Below are 20,882 nucleotides of genomic sequence, written 5' to 3'. Positions count from 1 at the left end.
GTTTGCCTCATGGATGCCACTACGAACCCCTCGTTAGTCTAGAAAGGCCAAGCCGTTTCAAGGAAGTGCCAGGATCTGCTCGCATCGTTTTGGCTCAGACCCTGAAAACTTCCCCTCGCTCTCGTAGCGCTTCCAATCCTCGGTGAAGTAATGCTCCGTGTCCTTTGCGACACCCATCGAGCGATACGGGCCACGCGTTACGGTCCCCTTCGTGCTGCCCTGGACGTAATCAATGAAAAGCATCCACTCGTAGTTTCCCTTGCAGCTCAAGGTGTTTACGGTAACCTGCGCTGGGTCACTACGACTGACGGTGAATGCAGGCCCAATTAGTTCAGTCGGCGGGGGTGCCTCGCCGTCCACCAGCATGCTCGCTTCGCCTACGACTCCCTTATCGAATAGCCTACCCCCGTCCAGATCAAGTACGAACTCCCTGTGGTACATATCGCCACATCCGCCGCGGGGCTCGTAAACCCACTTGGGTGCAGGCAGCTCCCGCAGTTTCTTGTGGTGGATGTTTCTAATCTCTACGGGCTCATCTGTATTTCCCGAGAGGTCGATAACCAACTGCCCCGACTGCCAGGACCCGCCACCTGACGCAGCGGCAATCTTAATTCGGGAGTCCTCTTTTGTCGTCAAGGGGAAAGACTGGATACTGGAGCCACCCGGTTGCATGGCAACCATAGTGGCTCCGTCACAGCCGCGGAAAGTAGGCCACGTCGTATTGACGTTGAGTGGGGCTGCTTCTGCTTCTCCTTCTCCTTCTCCTGCCGACCATTTCCACCACAGGCCTAGAGCGGCGCCCACGGTAACGACGAACGCAGTACTCAGAGACAGCAGAATCCGTTGCTTCTTCCGCTTGGCGGCCGGCGGAGAGGGAGGCGCTGGGTTCGGTGAACCAGGTTGCTGCGCCGATTGTGGAGGGATCGTCGCAGCCACGTGGCTGTTCATGAGCTCGCGAAGCTCATCTTGATGGCTCGCGACGTATACCTTGAAGCGTGACTCAAACGCTGCAAGCAGCTCGCCTTTCCGCCTCTTGATAGTCGAGGAACTTTTCTCTACCCAGACTCCCGCGCGAAGCTGGCGCTGTCCTCGCGATCCACGGTTTTCTTCCTTCTTTTCCTCTATTCTCCATTCGGCATCGTTTGGTCTCCATGATTGACGCTTGAGACTAAAGGCAGCTTCGTCGCTTATCCCCAGAAGCTCAGCTGCCGCTGCGACTTGGAAAGTTGACTCCCCAAGCTGATCTACCAGGGGTTTTTCATTCCTTCTTGCAAGCGACTGCCGCATCGCATCAACGGAAACGCGACGCAGGACGGTGTCGAGTACGGTGATGCGGCCGCCCTCGGCGAGTGCGCCATCTACTGCCACTCCCGTGAGTAGTACCTGCTCAAGACCTAAGCAGCCTTCGAGTGACGCATCAGTTACGCCAACGTCTGCGAGACGTTTTAAGTCGTCCAGCGCGGTTCGCTCGACCGGCGGTGTCTCGTCCGTCCTGCCCGTGTCCAACTGATACGCCCTCTCTGTGAAGTGGATCGTCAGCATAGGGGAGTTGGGTCGGGGTTCGGGAGGCTTCACGAGCAGAATCACCTTCGCGAGATCTGTTGGGCGGGGTACCGGGGAGCGGTCGCCGACTACGAAGATCACGACCTTCCTGTTGCGCCACGGGACGCGAAGATCGATCCCACTGTTTATTTCGTCGACCATGAGTCACGCTAAAAGAAGTTTGCTATTGCGAATATATTTAATTTATGTTATAAATATATGCGGGGTCGGCCTTCATTGTAAAAGGAGGCTGACATGTCCGCTGTATCTATTGCGAGACGTGTAAATTACGATTTCGGAGATTTCACCGCGACAACCTCTACGGAGGAGATCAGATTCGGTGATCCGGCGTGCCTGGCTGACTATGTGGAAGCCTGGGTTCGCTGCGGTCGTGGTGTGCGAGTCTGCTGCGGAGATTTTCAGACGTTCATGATTGCGTTGGCCGTAATCATAGACGAATGGCTCACCGAAGAAACCTTCCTGGACTACGTCAAGGATGATCCTGATCCCGAAGGGGCGTCGGAGATCATTCCGCGCCGCGTCAGCAGCATCTTCGGAAAGATGGGCATGCACCACCCTGTGCTCGATCCGGACCTCTTCGCCATGCAGACCTTCTATGAGCTGCATGGCAGGAAAGACGGAGACCCGCCTTCTGGATTCTGAAGCACTTTCGTCTGGCCGACCCCACTCGCCCGCTCCACTGTGGAGCGGGCTTTTCCATGTCCCGATGCTTGACCCGAGAGTGACCCAGGGCTGACCCATGAGGCAGTGACCTGCGGTTTTCTGCGCTCAGCGGGTCAGCCCTGGGTCACTCTCGGGTCATTTCCCCCACGAGCTCTCATCGCCTGGTCTCGTAGTGATGTGCCCACCGAAAACCGCTTCCTGGCGGCAGTTGGGCCACACCCCCTTGAGAACTCAAGAGAGGAGACGTCTGTGTCGACTCTGATGGTTATCGGTCTCGTTGTGACTGCCTATTTCGTAGGCCGAATTCATCAGTTTGTGCGTGACGCGCGGTCGGTCTTGGGCCTCGACAAGAACGACAAAGAGTAGTCGCGCGCAGAGAACGGCGTGGGGACCGCCATTAGGTCCCTCGCCGTCCTCTCCAGACATTTTTGGATCCCTAGCAACTCAGTTCGCCATTCCTCACACCACATCAACCGCAAAGGAGCTTTTCCATGCCTCGAAACCGCTACATCGCCCGAATCAACGACGCCGAGCGCGCCCAGATCGCACAGCAGACAGAGGAAATGACCAGCCTCGCAAGGAGCCTCGGTCGTAAGGACACGGACATCTCCTCGGTCCAGGTCGCCGGCGACGGCAAGGAACGTCATCGCCTCCGTCGCGAGCAGAACCGGCGGCACAAGCCAGAGCGCTTTCGCGGCGCGAACAAGGCGTAGTTAAAACGCTTCCGGGGGTGGGGCTCTGGCTTCTGGAGCCCCACCCCCGGAACACCCCCAGGCACACGACATCACCAGAAGGAGGTCCCGCTATGCGTCTCACCACTCGCACCACGACCGACAGTCCCCGCGTCGCCCCGATTCCGTCGCCTCGTTGCTTCCGGCTCACCGCAGTCGTAGCGCTGGCAGTCGCGACCATGACGGCCTGCTCCGTCGGCTCGTCCCCGCACGGCAAACTCGCCCAGGACAAGCGGATCCTCGCCTCGTGCGATGCAGCCGCGCCGCCCGCCTCGGACATTCAGATCGACGGCACGGGGTCGAGCGCCTCGAAGGTCATCACCGAGGAGCGGATGGCCGCCATCGAGCAGATCGTCCGCACCACTGCCATTTGCTCCGGCCGTCTACGGGTGACCGTCTTCTCTGCATCCAGTGCGGCCACGGCGATGCTCTTCGACGGGCCGCTCCCTCTCCACGGCGCTACCGACAACGCCAGGCTCAAGCGGGTCGCGAAGGTAGTCGACGACACCATGACCGAGATCCGGGATGTATACGGGCCCGCGGTAGCCGGCCTCAAGGGCAAGGGCAGCGACATCACGGCCCAGTACCGGCTGGCTGGTGAATGGATCAATCAGGTGGGCGGTGACTTCCGCCTGCACATGTATCTGCTCACGGACGGCTTCCAGAACGTCGGCATCGATCTCGGCAAGCGAGCCGTCAGCAAGCAGGAAGTTGCGGAGCTGGCGAACAAGACGGCCATGCCGAAGATCCCCGGCGCTTCCGTCACCGTCGCTGGACTCGGCCGGGTGGCCGGGACACCACCGCGTTCAGACATCGTTGAGGGCTTGGTCAACTACTACGACGCCCTGTGCAAGAAGACCGGCGCTGCGGAGTGCGTCTCCGTCACCGACTACACCTCCGAGGGCCGGTGACCGCCGTGAAGCTGTTCTCCGACGCGACCGCGCCTCTGGACGTGTGGACGCACGAAGCCGATGCGGTTTCGCTGCCCCGGTTGGACGAGGTCGGCGGTCACCCTCGCCCGCCTGGCGTCGGCGTGACCTATGCCGAGCAGGAGTACCACGCACTGGCCGACGAGCAGGAACTGATCTGGCCGGCCGAGGGCGAGCGCGCGGCCCGGCCGTTCCAGGAACGGGCACGCAGCCTGGACCGCGTGGCCGCGGGGACGGAGTTCCTGCTGTCGGAGCAGGAGCACGAGGTTCGCCAAGCACGGGCCGACTACCAGCACGCGGCGTGGGTCCTGACCCCATATACACGGCGGGAGCCCGGAGCGAAGCTGCGTTACTGGATCTGCTGGCCGGTGCTTTGGTTCGGTGACACCGCAGGCGTCTGGTCGGCGGCAGTCACCAACGGCGACGTTCCCTCAATCGCGTTCGGGCAGTCACTCGCCTCCGGCCTAGCCGCCGCCTGCACCGGACTGGTCGGGGCCGAGCTGAAGTACATCCGTATGGCCAAGGCCCGACAGCGCGATCCCGAGTCGCTGACCGTGGACGAGGCGCGGTATGCGCGACTGTTCGCGGACACCGACAACGGCGGCAGCATCGTGAAGCTCATCAGCTTCTTCTCCCTCGTCGTCGTAGCGCTGCTCGCCGTCGGCATCTTCAATCTGCGGGCCAGCATTGAGGGCAGTGCCTCGGGGCTGACGTTCGGGTTGCTGGCTGCGGCGACGGCGATCGGGTCGGGGTTGCTCGGCTATTCGGCTGCCGACGAGGTAGCAGACCTCCTCGCCGGTATGGCCAAGCGCGCTCAGAATGCCGAACGGCGATACCTCAAGCTGGCCAAGTCCTCGGCATTCAGGGGCAAGGCGCAGGCCGAGGCAGCAGAGCGCTCCATCCGAGACGAGTACCAGCTGCGGGCTCAAGCAGCCGGTAAGCGGGTGGAGTCGCTGTCCTGGAGGGTGCAGCGCCGCAACCCGCAGGTGCTCGGGCACGGCTTTCCGGCTGGTGAGCAGGGCGGAGTTATCGGGAGGCGTGCGCGTCGAGGTGGTGTCGCGTGAACCGCGTCGGCTCGCTGCGTCCGAGCACTCTCCTCGGCAGTCGCCTACTTGGATCCCCGACGCCGGGCACGCCGGCCAGGCGAGCCCGTACGGACTACCTGCTCGGCAGTCCTGGCCGCCCGGCCACCGTGCCGACGCTGCTCATCGCCGACTTCGACAACTCCGGCTCGGTCACCAGCCCAGCCGGAACCGACCCCTTGTCGAACCGGTTTGCCGAAGTGGCGCACGCTTTCTCGGTCGTTGCTCGCCGTAGTGCGCGCCACGAGTTGGGGGCTGTGCTGCACTTCGACACTCCGTCGAGCGGCGACGTCCCCCCGACACCGATCACCCGACGCGGACTCGCGAGGCTGCGCTCCGGCCTCCACGTCCCGCCGGACGGTGCTGGTACGAGCGAGTTGGCCCCCAGCCTCCGCCGAGCCATCGAGATTGCCGATGCCCACCCCGATCACGCGGCAACGCTCGTTGTGCTCTCGGACTTCTGGTTGCTGGACCCTGAACCGTCCAGCGTGCTTGCCGAGTTGGCGGGGTTCCCCGGTGACGTTCACGCGGTCGTGCTCGGCAACCGTCTGGGCTCGGAGATGCTCGACGAGCGCATCACCGTGACGCATGTCGAGCGGGACGATCCGCCCGGCGCGGTCGCGCGGGCCTTGTTCTCAAGCCTGGTTGCCCGACGTCCCGGCAGTCACGTCCACGCGCCGATGTGACGTGCTCTGCGGGTGATGACGTAGCCCATTCCACAACACCTTTCTCGTCACCCGTGTGTCAGCCAGGAACCGAGGAATGTCCGCTCAGCAGGGCCGAACCTTCGGGCGACCATTCGACCGAACCGACGATTTCCCAACTCGCAATCCAGCTTCATAACTAGAAGCAGATTCCGGCAAGTCACGCTCAAGATCGCCGGAACAGGAAAGGAGAGAACGACATGACAAACACCATCGACGAATCCACCCGGTCAAACATCCCGCGTAGATTTCCCACCATCCTGGCCGACCCTCCGTGGGACATCCATCAGAAGGGCGGACGAGGGGCGGAGCGCCACTACCCGCTCATGACCCTGGAGCGCATCAAGGCTATGCCCGTCGCCGACATGGCCGAGGACGATGCCCACCTCTGGCTGTGGGTCACCAACGCCACGCTACGCGACGGCTACGACGTCGCCGAAAGTTGGGGCTTCACCGTCCGGTCGCCGCTCACCTGGATCAAGTTCCGGCTCGGGCTTGGCGTCTACCTGCGCAATGCGACCGAGCACCTGCTCTTCGCAACTCGCGGCAAGGCGCCGGTCCAGTTCCGTGCGCAGCCGACGTGGATCACCGCCCCAGTGCAAGACCACTCCCACAAGCCCGAGGAGCAGTACCCGCTCATCGAGCGCCTGTCGCCCGGCCCGTACTTGGAGCTGTTCGCCAGACGTCGGCCGCCGAGCAACTCGCCGTGGTTCGTGTGGGGGAACCAGATCGACGCTGATGTGTCGCTCTCCGGCTACCCGGTGCCCAGCGACCGTGGTCGCGACGAGCGGGCTACATGAGCGGCGAGAAGAAGGGCGAATCCCCGATGAGCAATCCATTCGCGTGGGTCCTGCGCGCTTGCTTCATGCTCCTTGGCGCGACGATCGCACTCAACCTCGCAGTCGCGTTCCTGCGGCCCGTACTGCCTTGGATTATCGGCGGTATTGCGCTGGTCTCGTGCACATGGATCGCCGTCGCTATCGCGCGGTGGAGACGTTCGAGATGGTGACGCCCACTCAACAGATGCCGCGCGTTGTGGAATCGACAAACTCCATTGACGTGTTGACCAAGATCAACGATAACTGGATATGCGGGGTGTTGATTTCAGTCAACACCCGGAATGAAAGGAGGTGACCTTATGACTTCAAAACGAAGGGGGACCAAAAAGGAACGCAGAGGGCGTGAGGAACGCCGCTTCACCGTACGTGGGATCCGCAAGGATCCGCCCGATATCCGCAAACTCTCAAAGGCGCTCATCGGCCTGGCCATGGCCGAGGCCGAACGCCAGGCCCAGGCCGAGCAGTCGACTCGCCGGACAGAAGCAGAGGCCACCTCTTCCGACACGGAGGTGAGGCAGGGGTGAGCTGGATGCGTAGCCACACCGAGCTGGTGTTCTCCGGCCTTCACCTGCCCCGTCCGCTGGACCCCGCAGCTGTCGCCGGATTCCTGACCCGGCTGGCCTCCGACCGCGACGCACCACGCGTCGCCCTCGAAGTCCGAGCCGACGCAGACGGCACCCAACACTTGCTCGGTTGCCACGCCACCGACGTCCAGTCGCTCCGCCGGATGCTGGGTGACCTCATCCCTGGCAGTCTGCTGACCGCACCGGGCACCGGCACAACTGCACCCCGTCCGCCCGTGGATGAATCAGGGCGGCTACATCTCCGTCCAACCGGATTTCCGCTGCGGAGCGATGACCGCGAGGGCACCACCCGGGCGTTGCTTTCAAGCCTCGCAACGCCACTCAAGCAGGGTGAACAGATCGTCGTGCAGGTGCTGTTCGGACCACGGCGCGCTCCGCGGGCCGTTCCGCCGAGCGTTCCCGATCCCAGTACCACCCTGCTCCAGCTCCTTACCCAGGGCGAGCGTCCGGCCAGTACCGAGACGCGGGCACGCCTCAAAGAGCGCGCCTCACAGCCGGGGTTCGCGACCACCATCCGGCTCGGTGCGTCGAGCCCGGATTCCGGCCGGCGCCGCCGATTCATCGGGAGTCTGCTCAGCGCGATCTCCACAGCCCAGAGCCCCGGGCTGCACATCGATCTGGTTCGTGAGCACCCCAAGCACGTCAACAAGGCGCGTTCGCCGTGGCATTGGCCGCTGTCGCTCGGTGTGTCTGAGCTTGTCGGTCTGCTCGGTTGGCCTTTGAACGATGGTGACTTTCCGGGCCTCCCGCCCGCACACCCGAGGCTCCTCCGCGCCGCCGCCGATGTCCACACCGGACCTCGCGTCTTTGCGAGGAGCGCCGTACCTGGCGATGACCGCTTGCTCGGCATCGGCGCCAAGGACCAGACGTTCCACGCCGTTGCGTACGGCCCCAGCGGTTCCGGCAAGACCACGGCGCTTCTGAATCTGATCTGCGCGGACATCGAGGCCGGACGCCCCGTCGCCGTCCTCGACCCGAAGCGTCAGCTCATTGACGACATCCTCGCGCGTATCCCTGAGCACCGACGGGGCGATGTCGTCGAACTGAACGCTGGCGACGACAATCCGGTGGGATTCAATCCACTCGACGTCACAGGCCGCGACCCCGACGTTGTGGTCGACGGCGTGCTGGCAGTCTTCGAAGCCGTCTTTGCTGACGGTTGGGGACCGCGCTCGGCGGATATCTTCTCGGCCAGCCTCCGCACCCTGGCCAGGGCCAGCACGCCGAGGCGGCCGGCCACCCTGGTCGATCTGCCCCGGCTGCTCACCGATCCCAAGTTCCGTCTCCAGCAGGTCGGACGGATGCACGGCGACGTCGGATTGGCCGGATTCTGGTCGTGGTACGAAGCACAGTCGCCGCAGGCGCAGGCAGCCGCGATTGCACCGCCGCTCAACAAGCTGCGGCAGTTCCTCCTCCGCCCGGCACTGATTCACATGCTCGACCAGCGGACCGGCAAGTTCCGGCTGCGCGATATCTTCCGCGAGAACAAGATCGTGCTCGTCCCCCTGAACGAGGGGCTCATCGGGCCGGGTACGGCGTCGCTGCTCGGCAGTCTCATCATTGCCGACCTGTGGCAGGCCACCCAGGAGCGTGCCGACGAGCCGGACGCCGACAAGCATCCCGGCGTCGTCTACATCGACGAAGCCCCTCGGTTCCTCAACCTGCCTGTGTCGCTCGCTGACGCCCTGGCTGTCTCACGGTCGCTCTCAGTCGGCTGGTTCCTGGCCGCTCAGTTCCGCAGCCAGTTCCCGCCCGCGCTGCGCACGGCGGTGGACATGAACGCCCGCTCCAAGATCATGTTCGCCACCGAGTACGAGGACGCGCGGGACATGGCCAAGCTCACCCGAACCCTCACCGCCGAGGACTTCCAAGCCCTGTCCAAGTTCCACGCCTACGCCAACCTCGTCGCCGACGGCCTGCCGTCTGGCTGGGCACTGGTGGAGACGCTGCCACCTCCACCCGTCACCACCGACCCGGAAACCGTACGAGCTACGGCTCGAAGCAACTACGCACCGGATCCGATCCAGCCCACGCCCGACACGAACACCGTGGACAGCGACGAGCCACAGGCACCCGAAGAGGGCGACTTCTCGACCGCGATCGAACAGATCGGTCGGAAACGGAGGCACCGATGATGCCTCTCTTCGCCCCTGTCTTCGCCCGACTGTTCGCGACCCTGCCATCTGGCCATTTCCGCAGTTCATCCGCCCTACACCCCACCTTGCGGGATGGGACTGACCCCCTACTCGGGGGTCACGGCGCCGAGCCTGGCGGCAGCTATCGCCTGCCTCGACGGAGGACGGGAGGTGCCCGATGACCCCGAGCGATGTCGCCAGTCTGCTGCTGCGGCTCTCCGAACGCGACCTGGCCGTCCTGGAATCGCTGCGCGCCCACCGGCTGCTCGGCACCGCGCAGATACGCCGCCTGCACTTCGCAGAAGGCCACGCCACCGTCACGGCAGCTTCGGGAGCCACCATGCGTGTCCTCGTCCGGCTCGAATCGCACGGTTTGGTGGCGCGGCTTACTCGGCGCATTGGTGGAGTGCGCAGCGGCTCGTCGGGGATCGTCTGGCAGCTCGCCTCGACGGGCGAGCGGCTGCTGCGCACCGTGCACGGGGAGAAGAAGCGGCGACGCTACGTCGAGCCGTCCCCGGCGTTTACGGCGCACACTCTGGCCGTCGCCGAACTGGCTGTGCAGCTCCACGAGTACGCCGGCCAAGGGGTCATCGAACTGCTCAACGTCGAGACCGAGCCCTCGTGCTGGCGCTCGTTCGTCAACCCGCACGGCACGCTCGAATGGCTCAAGCCCGACCTGTACGCCGTCACGGCCAGCGGGGACTACGAGGACCACTGGTTCCTTGAGGCCGACCGCGCTACCGAGCACCCCACGGTCGTCGTCCGCAAGGCCAAGACCTACCAGCGCTACGCCGCCACAGGCGCCCACCAGGCCCGACACGGCCTGTTTCCCGCCGTTACCTGGGTCGTCCCGGACACGGCCCGACGTGGCGCCCTGGAGGCCGCCCTGTCGGCCGACACGGCCCTACAGCCGGAGCTCTTCCGGGTGTTCACCGTCGACGAGTTCGGGCGCCTCCTCACTGGCGATCAGCCGGATGCACCGACTTATGCCACCGGTCCGCCGTGAACCGACTGAGGTGCCGCAAAGTGTCAGCTGATTTTCAGCACTCCCCAAGCAAAAAGACACACAATGAAAAGGCGTCGAGATTTCACCGGAACTCCGGACAGTAATCCCGGAATTACGTTGCGGAATTGTCAACAAGTGCTGATTTTAAACAGCGGGCGAGCTAAAATAGGGATATAACTAAAGGAAAGGCAAACGACATGAAGACCGACGCGACACTACACTTCGGAGAATATCTCCATGGTCTGCGCCATGAGCGGAAACTCGGCGTACGAGAGCTCGCGAGAAGGTCTGGCATTGATGCGGGTGGACTGACACGCCTTGAGCGGGGGAAGATCACGCCGCAACCGGATACGTTAAAAGCCTTGGGTGCAGCACTGGACGTGCCGTTTGCAGACTTGTTCGCAATGGCCGGGTACGTCACGCCATCCGACCTGCCGAGTATGAGCACCTATCTGCGCACGCGCTACGGCCTGCCGGAAGACGCCATCGCCTCAGTTGATGAATATATCCAGCAGCTCATCGGCGAACAGGGCCTCGACCCCAACGGTCCGATGCCGCTCGAAGACGAAATTGAGAAACCACCAGGCAGATAGCAACTGGTGGGGAAAGGAGGAACACTATGAACACCATAAGAGACACCGCCCCCACCGTCAGTCCCGGAGCACTTACCGCACTACGTGACCTCGGCCGTGACCCAGCCAGCTCCCTGGAAGCCATGCGTCACATCGCTGCCCAGCAGGCGGGGTTGCTGCGAGGACTGCTCCCGGCCCCAGTCGGTCAGGCTCCCGCTCACCTCGCGAGCCTCTTCCCGACCATCGTCGTGGAGTCGGCTGCGCGCCTGCCCGTACCGGGAATTACCTTCTGGGCGAATCACCGTTGGCACATCCACGTGCGCGAAGACGACTCGGCCGACGAGCGTGCGTTTACGGTGCTCCACCAACTGAAACACATCATCGACCATCCGATCCGCCGAGTGACGACTGCTTTTAGTGACGCGGACTGGGACGCCCTGGCCAAGCACTTTGCTTGCCTGGCGCTTGCTCGCGAACTGACAGCGGCCTCGGCGTAAAGAAAAAGGAGGAACACCTGTGAACCAACCGCTCAACACAAACAACGGTGCAAGCAACTCCGTCCACTGTGTGCAGGTAATCGAAGAAATGGGAGGTGCGCGATGACCGTACCTGGTGCCATGAAGGCAGGGATCTCGTACCTGCGAGTCTCGACGAAAGAACAGGCCGAGAAGGGCGGACAAGCCGAGGGGTTCTCCATCCCCGCGCAGCGTGAGGCTAACCGTCGCAAGGCAGAAAGCCTCGGCGTCGTGATCGTCGCCGAGTTCATCGACGCGGGGGAATCGGCGAAGTCAGCAGACCGGCCCGACCTCCAGAGGATGTTGCGCTACCTCGCAGAAAACCCCGTCGACTACGTGTTCGTCCACAAGGTGGATCGCCTGGCAAGGAACCGCGTGGACGACGTCGAGATCACTCTGGCGATCAAGAAGGCCGGCGCGACTCTGGTCTCCGCGACGGAAAACATCGACGAGACCCCCTCCGGGATGCTGCTCCACGGCATCATGTCGTCCATCGCGGAGTTCTACTCCCGCAACCTCGCCACCGAGGTGCACAAGGGGATGAGCCAGAAGGCCAAGACCGGTGGCACCCCGGGCAAGGCTCCACTCGGCTACTTGAACGTCGTACTCCGCACACCCGAAGGGCGCGAGGAGCGCACGGTAGAGGTGGACCCCGAGCGTGCCGAGCTGATCAGCTGGGCATTCGAAGCCTTCGCGAGCGGCACGTGGACACTTCGGTCGCTGGCCGACGAGTTGGAAACCAGGGGGCTCACCACGAAGCGGACCCCCAAGATGCCGTCGCGCCCGATCCGGCCCAACGTCCTGCACAGCATCCTGACCAATCCCTACTACAGGGGTGAGGTCGTGTATCGGGGCGTCATCTACCCCGGCCGCCACACGCCGCTTACCGACCTGGTCACCTGGCAGAAAGTTCAGGACGTCCTCGCTGCCAACCTCGTCGGTGAGCGACAGCGCGACCACCCGCACTACCTCAAGTCCAGCGTCTTCTGCGGCGACTGCGGCAGCCGACTGATCATCACCAACGCCAAGAACCGCCACGGCGTGGTCTACCCGTACTTTGTGTGTCTGGGGCGACACCAGAAGACGACCGGCTGCACGCGCAAGGCGCTGCTCATCACCAAGATCGAGAAGATGGTCGAAGACCACTGGGCCAGCGTCCGGCTTGCCCCCGAACTCCGCGACGCCATCGAGGAGGGGCTCCGAAGCGAACTTGCCTCCCACCGCAAGGAAGCCGAAGACGAGCACAGGCATCTGGTGGCCGAGAAAGCGAAGCTCACCGCGCAGCGTCAGAAGCTGCTCGAAGCGATCTACAGCGGTGCGGTGCCGATGGATCTCATCGCCAGCGAGCAGCAGCGCATCACCGACCAGCTCACGGCTATCGAGGGAAGGCTCGGCGCGGCCACGGCCACCTTCGATGCGATCGAGACCAACCTCACGCGCGCACTGGACCTTGCCCGCGACTGTCACGCCGCTTACCTGGCAGCTGATCCGCAGCTACGCAGGCTGTTCAACCAGGCGTTTTTCACCCACCTCATGATCGACGAGGACGGCGTCCACAGCGAGTACGCCGAACCGTTCGACACGCTGCTTGATGGAGACGTCCTGGAGGCGGGGCAAACGGCCCGGACTGATCGCGCAGAGGGGCAGGCCAGGCTGCGTGAAGTCCTGGAACGGCCCGCATCGTCCGCCAACAAGAAGACCCCCAGCACGCTGGCTGGGGGTCTCTCTGTTCACCTTCCGACCCCCGTTCGGGGTGTCGAAGGTTCGAATAAAACTACTTTGGTGCCCCCGGCAGGATTCGAACCTGCGCACACGGCTCCGGAGGCCGTTGCTCTATCCCCTGAGCTACGGGGGCGTGTCGGGCGCCTTGTTCGGCGGCGACGGGTAGAACCCTACCAGCTCTGCGAGGGAGATCATGAACGGTTTCCGGTGGGCCGAGGGCGGGGTTGAGCTGGGGGAGGTCGCCCGCACGGGGTGGAAGTGGGGAAAACCCGGACGCGGCGGTGCGGGCGGACCTACTCTCGAGTTGTGCCAGGCGCGTCCGGCCGGGTGCTTGTTGTAGACGACAACAAGGTCATCCGGCAGCTGATCAGGGTCAACCTCGAGCTGGAGGGCTTCGAGGTGGTGACCGCGGCCGATGGTGCCGAGTGCCTGGACGTCGTTCATCAGGTGCGGCCCGACCTCATCACCCTCGACGTGGCCATGCCCCGGCTCGACGGTCTCCGTACCGCCGCCCGGCTGCGTGGTGACGCCCGGACGCGACGCCTTCCCCTCGCCATCGTCAGCGCCTGTTCGCAGTACGAGGTCGAGGCCGGGCTCGACGTCGGCGTCGACGCCTTTCTCGCCAAGCCCTTCGAACCGGCCGAACTCATCGCCCTCGTGCGGCAGTTGATGGAGCGGGCGAGATCCGGTGACGGCGAGGGCGTGTCGTACGGGATCGGCGTCGACGGCCCCACCCCCGCCGGCGTCCCGCTCGGCGGGAGCGAGCACACCGACCACACCGAGTGTGCCGAGCGCGCCGGCCGCACTGGAACCTGAGTCCGAGTACAGGGTGAGGGGCCGTCGCGTCAGCATCTGACGGTCCGCCCCCAAGCCTCGGGATGCTCCCCTCCATCCGGGGCGCGTCGCTCTCCCGTCCCTGCCCTCGGCCGTACGTCGGCCCAGCCCTGTCCACATCCCGGACCACAGGCCAAACCGGCTCGCATACCCACCCCCCTCCTCCCCTACGCTTGTCCCGTGACCCCCGTCGAGCTCTCCCGTACCGTGCTGCGCGCGGTGCGTCGTGCTGTGGAGGGCGGGGAGCTGAGCGTCGCCGTGCCCGCACGTGCCGTGGTGACCCCGCCCGGGCCCGGAGGCAGCGGGGACTACGCGACGAACATCGCGTTGCAGCTGGCCCGGCCCGCCGGGCGGCCGCCGTTGCAGGTCGCCGAGATACTGCGGCCCCATCTCAGCAGCACCGAAGGCGTCGCCGCCGTCGAGATCACCGGCCCCGGGTTCCTCAACATCCACCTCGACCGGGCCGCCACCACCACACTCGTGCGTCGCATCCTGGGGACGGAGGGGACGGAGGGGACGGAGGGGACGGAGGGGACGGAGGGGACGGAGGAGGCAGAGGAGGGGACCGTCTTCCTCCCTTACGGGCACAGCGACACCCTCGCCGGGCAGGTTCTCCGGCTGCGCATCCCGTACGACATCCGTGCGGAGGTCGTCGCAGACGCCCTCGGGCGGATCGTCGCCAGCCAGGGCGGTCGCGTCGAGGTCGATCACATCCGACCCCAGCACATCGCCGCCGTCGGCCACGGCGACGACGGGAGCCCCGTCGGCCCCGTCGGTCCCGGCGCTCCTGTCGGTTCGGTCGGTCCCGGCGGTCCCGGCGGCCCCATCGACCTCCGTCCCGTTCCCGCCCCCGAGGACCCCACCCCCCTCGGCCCCGACGCCCTCCGCTGGGCCCTCCTGCATCCGGCCGCCCACGACCGCCCCCGGATCACCGCGGACCTCCTCGCGCAGCGGGCGGGAAACCCCCTCTTCCGGGTCCGTTACGCCCACGCCCGTGTCCGCGCGCTCACCCGCAACGCCGCGGCCCTCGGTTTCACGGCCGCCCCCGGCCCCCTGGGCGCTCTCTGCGGCCCGGCCGAGCCCTACCCCTCCGCCACTCAGCTCACCGCCGACCCGTCCATCCCCCTCGTCACCGCCCTCACCACCTACCCCTCCACCCTCACCCGAGCCGCCACCCTCCGCGCTCCCGATCGGCTGGCCCGGCACATGGTCGTCCTCGCCGACGCCCTGCTCGCCTTCCAGCACACGGTGCTGCCGCGCGGCGACGAGAAACCCTCGGCCGCCCACCGGGCCCGGCTGGCGCTTGCCGAAGCCACCGGGACGGTGCTGGCCGGCGGCCTGTCCCTGCTCGGCATCGACGCACCCGCCTACCTCTGAGCGAGCCCGCGGAGCCATAGCCGTCGTGGCCGTGGTCCGAGCCCGGACCCGGCCCCGTCCGGCCCCGGCTGCCGAGCCCCGGCCCCCGCCCCGCAGCCACACCAGAGTTCACAGAAAGCCGTACAGACATGAGCCGTTCCGCACACCCCGCCGGTCCCCGTCACGCCGACGTGCTTCCCGAGGGGCACTACGCCGCCCCGCCCGCCGATCTGAACGTGCTGGACCCCAAGGTGTGGGCGCAGACCGTGACCCGGGCCGAGGACGGAGTCGTCAGCGTCGGCGGGATCGATGTGAAGGCACTCGCGGAGGAGTTCGGTACGCCGGCGTACTTCGTCGACGAGGCCGACTTCCGGGCGCGGGCGCGCGCCTGGCGTACGGCCTTCGGGCAGGACGCCGACGTGTTCTACGCGGGGAAGGCGTTCCTGTCCCGGGCCGTCGTGCGCTGGCTGCACGAGGAGGGGCTCAACCTCGACGTCTGCTCGGGTGGTGAGCTGGCGACCGCCCTCTCCGCCGGCATGCCCGCCGACCGCATCGCCTTCCACGGCAACAACAAGTCCACCGACGAGATCCACCGTGCCGTCGAGGCCGGCGTCGGCCGTATCGTGCTCGACTCCTTCCAGGAGATCGTGCGGGTCGCCCACATCGCCCAGTCGCTCGGCCGGCGGCAGCGGGTGCAGATCCGCGTCACCGTCGGCGTCGAGGCGCACACGCACGAGTTCATCGCCACCGCCCACGAGGACCAGAAGTTCGGGATCCCGCTCGCCGGCGGGCAGGCGGCGGAGGCCGTGCGGCGGGCGCTCAGGCTGGACGGGCTCGAACTCATCGGGATCCACTCGCACATCGGGTCCCAGATCTTCGACACCTCCGGGTTCGAGGTCGCCGCCCACCGTGTCGTCGGACTGCTCAAGGACATCAGGGACGAGCACGGCGTCGAGCTGCCCGAGATCGACCTCGGCGGCGGGCTCGGCATCGCCTACACCAGCGCCGACGACCCCCGCGAGCCCCACGAGATCGCCAAGGCCCTGACCGAGATCGTCAACCGGGAGTGCGACGCCGCCCGGCTCCGGACCCCGCGGATCTCCGTCGAGCCGGGTCGCGCCGTCGTCGGCCCCACCGCGTTCACGCTGTACGAGGTCGGCACCATCAAGCCGCTGGACGGGCTGCGGACGTACGTCTCCGTGGACGGCGGCATGTCCGACAACATCCGGACCGCGCTGTACGACGCCGAGTACAGCGTCGCGCTGGTGTCGCGGACCTCCGAGGCCGAGCCGATGCTCGCGCGCGTGGTCGGCAAGCACTGCGAGAGCGGTGACATCGTGGTGCGGGACGCGTTCCTGCCGGCGGACCTGGCACCGGGTGACCTGATCGCCGTTCCGGCGACCGGCGCGTACTGCCGTTCCATGGCAAGCAATTACAACCACGTGCTGCGGCCGCCGGTCGTCGCCGTCAATGATGGACAGGCCCGCGTCATCGTCCGCCGGGAGACGGAGGAGGATCTGCTGCGTCTCGATGTCGGATGATTGATGATTTACGTGCGTCCGCCGGGGCGTACCGGTGCACCACCCGTGGCTCGGACGGTCCACGCGCCGTTCGTACGCCCCGCGCGCCGGTTCGAGTGGTCAGCTGATCCGCGCGCGGGGCGGGCGGTATCCGCAGCCGCACGCCTGCGCGCCGGGTGACGCACCCCCACCCCACGCGCCCGGCATCGCACCGCACAGCACCACGCCGCACCACACCGCACAACAAAAGAACATCACTCAACCCGGGCCGAAAGATCTCCGTCTCCAGGCCCGGTGAAAATGAAATAGATGTCTCACGATCCGGACGAAGGATAGAAACTCCCGTCCGGTGAGTGAGACTGGTTCCACCGTATTCGGTATGTCGGTATGTGAGGAAACGAGGTCGGATGATGCGTACGCGTCCGCTGAAGGTGGCGCTGCTGGGCTGTGGGGTCGTCGGCTCAGAGGTGGCGCGCATCATGACGACGCACGCCGACGACCTCGCCGCCCGTATCGGCGCCCCCGTCGAACTCGCGGGCGTGGCGGTCCGCCGGCCCTCGCGCGTGCGCACGGGCATCGACCCTGCGCTCGTCACCACCGACGCGACCGCCCTGGTCAAACGGGGGGACATCGACGTCGTCGTCGAGGTCATCGGCGGGATCGAGCCCGCCCGCACCCTCATCACCACCGCGTTCGAGCACGGCGCCTCCGTCGTCTCCGCCAACAAGGCGCTCCTCGCCCAGGACGGTGCCGCGCTGCACGCCGTGGCCAATGAGGCCGGCAAGGACCTCTACTACGAGGCCGCCGTCGCCGGTGCCATCCCGCTGATCCGGCCGCTGCGCGAGTCCCTCGCCGGCGACAAGATCAACCGGGTGATGGGCATCGTCAACGGCACCACCAATTTCATCCTCGACAAGATGGATTCCACGGGCGCCGGGTATCAGGAGGCCCTCGACGAGGCCACCGCCCTGGGATATGCCGAAGCCGACCCGACCGCCGACGTCGAGGGGTTCGACGCCGCCGCCAAGGCCGCGATCCTCGCCGGCATCGCCTTCCACTCGCGCGTACGGCTCGACGACGTGTACCGCGAGGGCATGACCGAGGTGACCTCGGCCGACTTCGCCTCCGCCAAGAACATGGGCTGCACCATCAAGCTGCTCGCCATCTGCGAGCGGGCCGCGGACGGTGGCTCCGTCACGGCGCGCGTGCACCCCGCGATGATCCCGCTGACCCACCCCCTGGCCTCCGTGCGCGGCGCCTACAACGCCGTGTTCGTGGAGTCCGACGCCGCCGGGCAGCTGATGTTCTACGGGCCGGGCGCCGGCGGCGCCCCGACCGCCTCCGCCGTGCTCGGCGACCTCGTGGCCGTGTGCCGCAACCGGCTCGCGGGCGCCACCGGACCCGGCGAGTCCGCGTACGCCGCCCTGCCGGTCTCGCCGATGGGCGACGTGACCACCCGCTACCACATCAGCCTCGACGTGGCCGACAAACCGGGTGTTCTCGCCCAGGTGGCGACCGTGTTCTCGGAGCACGGGGTGTCGATCGATACGGTGCGGCAGCAAGGACGGCAAGACGGCGGTGGCGAGGCCTCTCTCGTCGTCGTGACCCATCGCGCCTCGGACGCCTCCCTCAGCGGGACCGTCGAGGCGCTGCGCAACCTCGACACCGTGCGGGGTGTCGCCAGCATCATGCGGGTTGAAGGAGAGTAACCAGCAATGACCCACCAGTGGCGCGGAATCATCGAGGAGTACCGGGACCGGCTGCCCGTCTCCGACAGCTCGCCGGTCGTGACGCTCCGGGAGGGCGGCACGCCCCTCGTACCCGCGCAGGTGCTCTCCGAGCGCACGGGCTGCGAGGTGCACCTCAAGGTCGAGGGTGCCAACCCGACCGGGTCCTTCAAGGACCGGGGCATGACCATGGCCATCACGCGGGCGAAGGAGGAGGGCGCCAAGGCGGTCATCTGTGCCTCCACGGGCAACACCTCCGCCTCCGCGGCCGCCTACGCGGTCCGCGCGGGCATGGTCTCCGCCGTGCTCGTCCCGCGCGGGAAGATCGCGCTGGGCAAGATGGGCCAGGCCCTCGTGCACGGCGCGAAGATCCTCCAGGTCGACGGCAACTTCGACGACTGCCTCACCCTGGCGCGTGAACTGAGCGACAACTACCCGGTGGCGCTGGTCAATTCGGTGAACCCGGTGCGCATCGAGGGCCAGAAGACCGCCGCGTTCGAGATCGTGGACATGCTCGGCGAGGCCCCCGACATCCACGTCCTGCCGGTGGGCAACGCGGGCAACATCACGGCGTACTGGAAGGGCTACACGGAGTACGCCGCCGACGGGATCGCGTCCAGGACCCCGCGCATGTGGGGATTCCAGGCGTCCGGTTCCGCGCCCATCGTGCGCGGCGAGGTCGTCAAGGACCCGTCGACGATCGCCACCGCGATCCGCATCGGCAACCCCGCGTCCTGGAACTACGCCCTGGCCGCGCGGGACGAGTCGGGCGGCCTCATCGACGAGGTGACGGACCGTGAGATCCTGCGCGCCTACCGGCTGTTGGCCGCGCAGGAGGGCGTCTTCGTGGAGCCCGCCTCCGCCGCCTCGGTGGCCGGTCTGCTGAAGGCCGCGGAGCTGGGCAAGGTCGACCCGGGCCAGACGATCGTCTGCACGGTCACCGGCAACGGCCTCAAGGACCCCGACTGGGCCGTCGCGGGCGCCCCGCAGCCCGTCACCGTCCCGGTCGACGCGGCGACGGCGGCCGAGCGCCTCGGTCTCGCCTGACCGTACGCCCGAGCGCGGGCGGCCGTACGCCTACGCTCGGGCGAGCGTAGGCCGACCGCTCGCGTATCCTCTCGCCCAGCCTTCCGAAAGACCTGGGAGTCGCGCGTAGACGGCGATTCCCGGGGGATAACCCTGACAGGACCCGACAGGGGGTGCACAGGGGGCTTACGACACGCATCGTGCGCCTCTTGTGCGCCCTATGTCGCCACAGAACCTTCCTTCGATAGGCTGTAGTGAACCCGCCCGCCGCATATGCCCCCCTGGGGTGCGGCGCCGTGCCGTCCTGAACGGCCGCAGGGTCCTCACGTACGCCTCGAATGTCATTCGACAATCGTCGATCCCGCAGCTCAAGGAGAGTCATCGAGCGATGGCCGGTCCAGCGTTCCGCGCCGCCGCCGTACGGGTGCGCGTCCCCGCCACCAGCGCCAACCTCGGCCCGGGCTTCGATGCCCTCGGCCTGTCGCTGGGGCTCTACGACGACGTGGTCGTCCGGGTGGCCGACTCCGGCCTGCACGTCGACATCGCGGGGGAGGGCAGCGAGACGCTCCCGCGCGACGAGCGGCATCTGCTCGTACGCTCCCTGCGCACCGCCTTCGACCTGCTGGGCGGACAGCCCCGGGGCCTCGAGATCGTGTGCGCCAACCGTATCCCGCACGGCCGGGGCCTGGGGTCCTCCTCCGCCGCCATCTGCGCCGGCATCGTCGCCGCCCGCGCCGTGACCATAGGCGGCGACAACCGGCTGGACGACGCCGCGCTGCTCGAACTGGCCACGGAGATCGAGGGCCACCCCGACAACGTGGCGGCCTGCCTCCTCGGCGGCTTCACGCTCTCCTGGATGGAGGGCGGCGCCGCGCGCGCGATCAGGATGGACCCCGCGGATTCCATCGTTCCGGTGGTTTTCGTCCCCGGGAAGCCCGTGCTGACGGAGACGGCGCGCGGACTGCTCCCGCGCACCGTCCCGCACGTCGACGCCGCGACCAACGCGGGCCGGGCGGCGCTCCTGGTGGAAGCCCTGACCAGGCGCCCCGAGCTGCTGCTGCCCGCCACCGAGGACCGGCTGCACCAGGAGTACCGGGCGCCCGCCATGCCGGAGAGCACGGCCCTGGTCGAGCGGCTGCGGGCCGACGGCATCCCCGCGGTCATCTCCGGCGCCGGACCCACCGTCCTGGCCCTGGCCGACGACGCGAGTGCCGACAAGGTGGCCGATCTCGCGGGTGCGGGCTGGGCCGCCAACCGGCTGGACCTCGACGCCCGAGGGGCGTGCGTCCTGCCGCTCACCACCACCGTCACCGGACCCGGCGCCGACGGCGCCGAGGAATAGCGGAGTCCGGTTGCGGGATTTCGAGAGGGGGA

At 66.6% G+C, this 20,882-nt stretch carries 18 protein-coding genes, 1 tRNA gene and 1 pseudogene; 18 read left to right on the top strand and 2 right to left on the bottom strand.

Features of this window, described 5'->3' with window-relative positions:
- Window positions 1-57: 57 nt before the first annotated feature.
- Window positions 58-1,704, bottom strand: coding sequence for a hypothetical protein (locus tag SCAB_RS46960; protein WP_148274201.1), 1,647 nt, complete (start codon window positions 1,702-1,704; stop codon window positions 58-60).
- Window positions 1,705-1,797: 93 nt separating this feature from the next.
- Between SCAB_RS46960 and SCAB_RS46955 the strand changes: the two genes are divergently transcribed.
- From SCAB_RS46955 to SCAB_RS49390, 12 genes and pseudogenes are all read left to right on the top strand, one after another.
- A complete protein-coding gene (locus tag SCAB_RS46955; protein WP_148274200.1) occupies window positions 1,798-2,205 on the top strand; it encodes a hypothetical protein in 408 nt (135 codons plus the stop codon).
- 512 nt (window positions 2,206-2,717) lie between these two features.
- Window positions 2,718-2,939 (top strand): hypothetical protein, encoded by a 222-nt coding sequence (locus tag SCAB_RS13800; protein WP_013000687.1) that lies wholly within the window; start codon window positions 2,718-2,720, stop codon window positions 2,937-2,939.
- A 92-nt stretch (window positions 2,940-3,031) separates the two neighbouring features.
- Complete coding sequence (locus SCAB_RS13795; RefSeq protein ID WP_041669179.1) at window positions 3,032-3,868, top strand: VWA domain-containing protein; 837 nt, start codon at window positions 3,032-3,034, stop codon at window positions 3,866-3,868.
- Window positions 3,869-3,873: 5 nt separating this feature from the next.
- Window positions 3,874-4,950: a hypothetical protein gene (locus SCAB_RS13790; RefSeq protein WP_148274199.1), complete on the top strand. Its 1,077-nt coding sequence runs from the start codon at window positions 3,874-3,876 to the stop codon at window positions 4,948-4,950.
- Window positions 4,947-5,654, top strand: a complete 708-nt coding sequence (locus SCAB_RS13785; protein ID WP_013000684.1) for a hypothetical protein — start codon at window positions 4,947-4,949, stop codon at window positions 5,652-5,654. Before SCAB_RS13790 ends, SCAB_RS13785 begins: the two co-directional genes overlap by 4 nt.
- A 218-nt stretch (window positions 5,655-5,872) precedes the next feature.
- A complete protein-coding gene (locus SCAB_RS13780; RefSeq protein ID WP_013000683.1) occupies window positions 5,873-6,472 on the top strand; it encodes an MT-A70 family methyltransferase in 600 nt (199 codons plus the stop codon).
- 338 nt (window positions 6,473-6,810) lie between these two features.
- The gene (locus tag SCAB_RS46950; protein ID WP_148274198.1) at window positions 6,811-7,035 is read left to right on the top strand and encodes a hypothetical protein; all 225 of its coding nucleotides are present in this window, start codon (window positions 6,811-6,813) and stop codon (window positions 7,033-7,035) included.
- Window positions 7,036-7,040: 5 nt separating this feature from the next.
- Window positions 7,041-9,230, top strand: a complete 2,190-nt coding sequence (locus tag SCAB_RS13775) for a type IV secretory system conjugative DNA transfer family protein (RefSeq protein ID WP_231885239.1) — start codon at window positions 7,041-7,043, stop codon at window positions 9,228-9,230.
- A 178-nt stretch (window positions 9,231-9,408) separates the two neighbouring features.
- The gene (locus SCAB_RS13770) at window positions 9,409-10,236 is read left to right on the top strand and encodes a replication-relaxation family protein (protein WP_013000681.1); all 828 of its coding nucleotides are present in this window, start codon (window positions 9,409-9,411) and stop codon (window positions 10,234-10,236) included.
- 197 nt (window positions 10,237-10,433) lie between these two features.
- Window positions 10,434-10,829, top strand: a complete 396-nt coding sequence (locus SCAB_RS44780; protein WP_013000680.1) for a helix-turn-helix domain-containing protein — start codon at window positions 10,434-10,436, stop codon at window positions 10,827-10,829.
- Window positions 10,830-10,855: 26 nt separating this feature from the next.
- Complete coding sequence (locus tag SCAB_RS13765; protein WP_148274197.1) at window positions 10,856-11,305, top strand: hypothetical protein; 450 nt, start codon at window positions 10,856-10,858, stop codon at window positions 11,303-11,305.
- A 102-nt stretch (window positions 11,306-11,407) separates the two neighbouring features.
- Window positions 11,408-12,412: pseudogene (locus SCAB_RS49390) on the top strand (recombinase family protein); the annotation flags it as partial.
- A gap of 691 nt (window positions 12,413-13,103) precedes the next feature.
- On the opposite strand, the gene SCAB_RS13760 reads toward SCAB_RS49390, so the two are convergent.
- Window positions 13,104-13,178, bottom strand: a tRNA-Arg gene (locus SCAB_RS13760).
- 194 nt (window positions 13,179-13,372) lie between these two features.
- Here SCAB_RS13760 and SCAB_RS13755 point away from each other — a divergent pair.
- The 6 genes from SCAB_RS13755 to thrB all read left to right on the top strand — a co-directional run bounded on the left by SCAB_RS13755 (window position 13,373) and on the right by thrB (window position 20,850).
- On the top strand, window positions 13,373-13,861 hold the full coding sequence (locus tag SCAB_RS13755) for a response regulator transcription factor (RefSeq protein ID WP_013000678.1): 489 nt from the start codon (window positions 13,373-13,375) through the stop codon (window positions 13,859-13,861).
- Window positions 13,862-14,059: 198 nt separating this feature from the next.
- Window positions 14,060-15,256: an ArgS-related anticodon-binding protein NrtL gene (gene nrtL / locus SCAB_RS13750; RefSeq protein WP_013000677.1), complete on the top strand. Its 1,197-nt coding sequence runs from the start codon at window positions 14,060-14,062 to the stop codon at window positions 15,254-15,256.
- 128 nt (window positions 15,257-15,384) lie between these two features.
- A complete protein-coding gene (lysA, locus tag SCAB_RS13745) occupies window positions 15,385-16,776 on the top strand; it encodes a diaminopimelate decarboxylase (RefSeq protein WP_013000676.1) in 1,392 nt (463 codons plus the stop codon).
- A gap of 389 nt (window positions 16,777-17,165) precedes the next feature.
- Entirely contained in the window at window positions 17,166-18,464 is a 1,299-nt protein-coding gene (locus SCAB_RS45870; protein WP_037729205.1) for a homoserine dehydrogenase, read from the top strand.
- Window positions 18,465-18,470: 6 nt separating this feature from the next.
- Entirely contained in the window at window positions 18,471-19,529 is a 1,059-nt protein-coding gene (gene thrC, locus SCAB_RS45865; protein ID WP_013000674.1) for a threonine synthase, read from the top strand.
- A 367-nt stretch (window positions 19,530-19,896) separates the two neighbouring features.
- On the top strand, window positions 19,897-20,850 hold the full coding sequence (gene thrB / locus SCAB_RS13730; protein WP_013000673.1) for a homoserine kinase: 954 nt from the start codon (window positions 19,897-19,899) through the stop codon (window positions 20,848-20,850).
- Window positions 20,851-20,882 lie beyond the last annotated feature (32 nt).

The sequence above is a fragment of the Streptomyces scabiei 87.22 genome, assembly GCF_000091305.1.
Taxonomy (GTDB): domain Bacteria; phylum Actinomycetota; class Actinomycetes; order Streptomycetales; family Streptomycetaceae; genus Streptomyces; species Streptomyces scabiei.
Note: the sequence above shows the minus strand (reverse complement) of the source record. Positions and strands in the feature narration are given on the sequence as shown.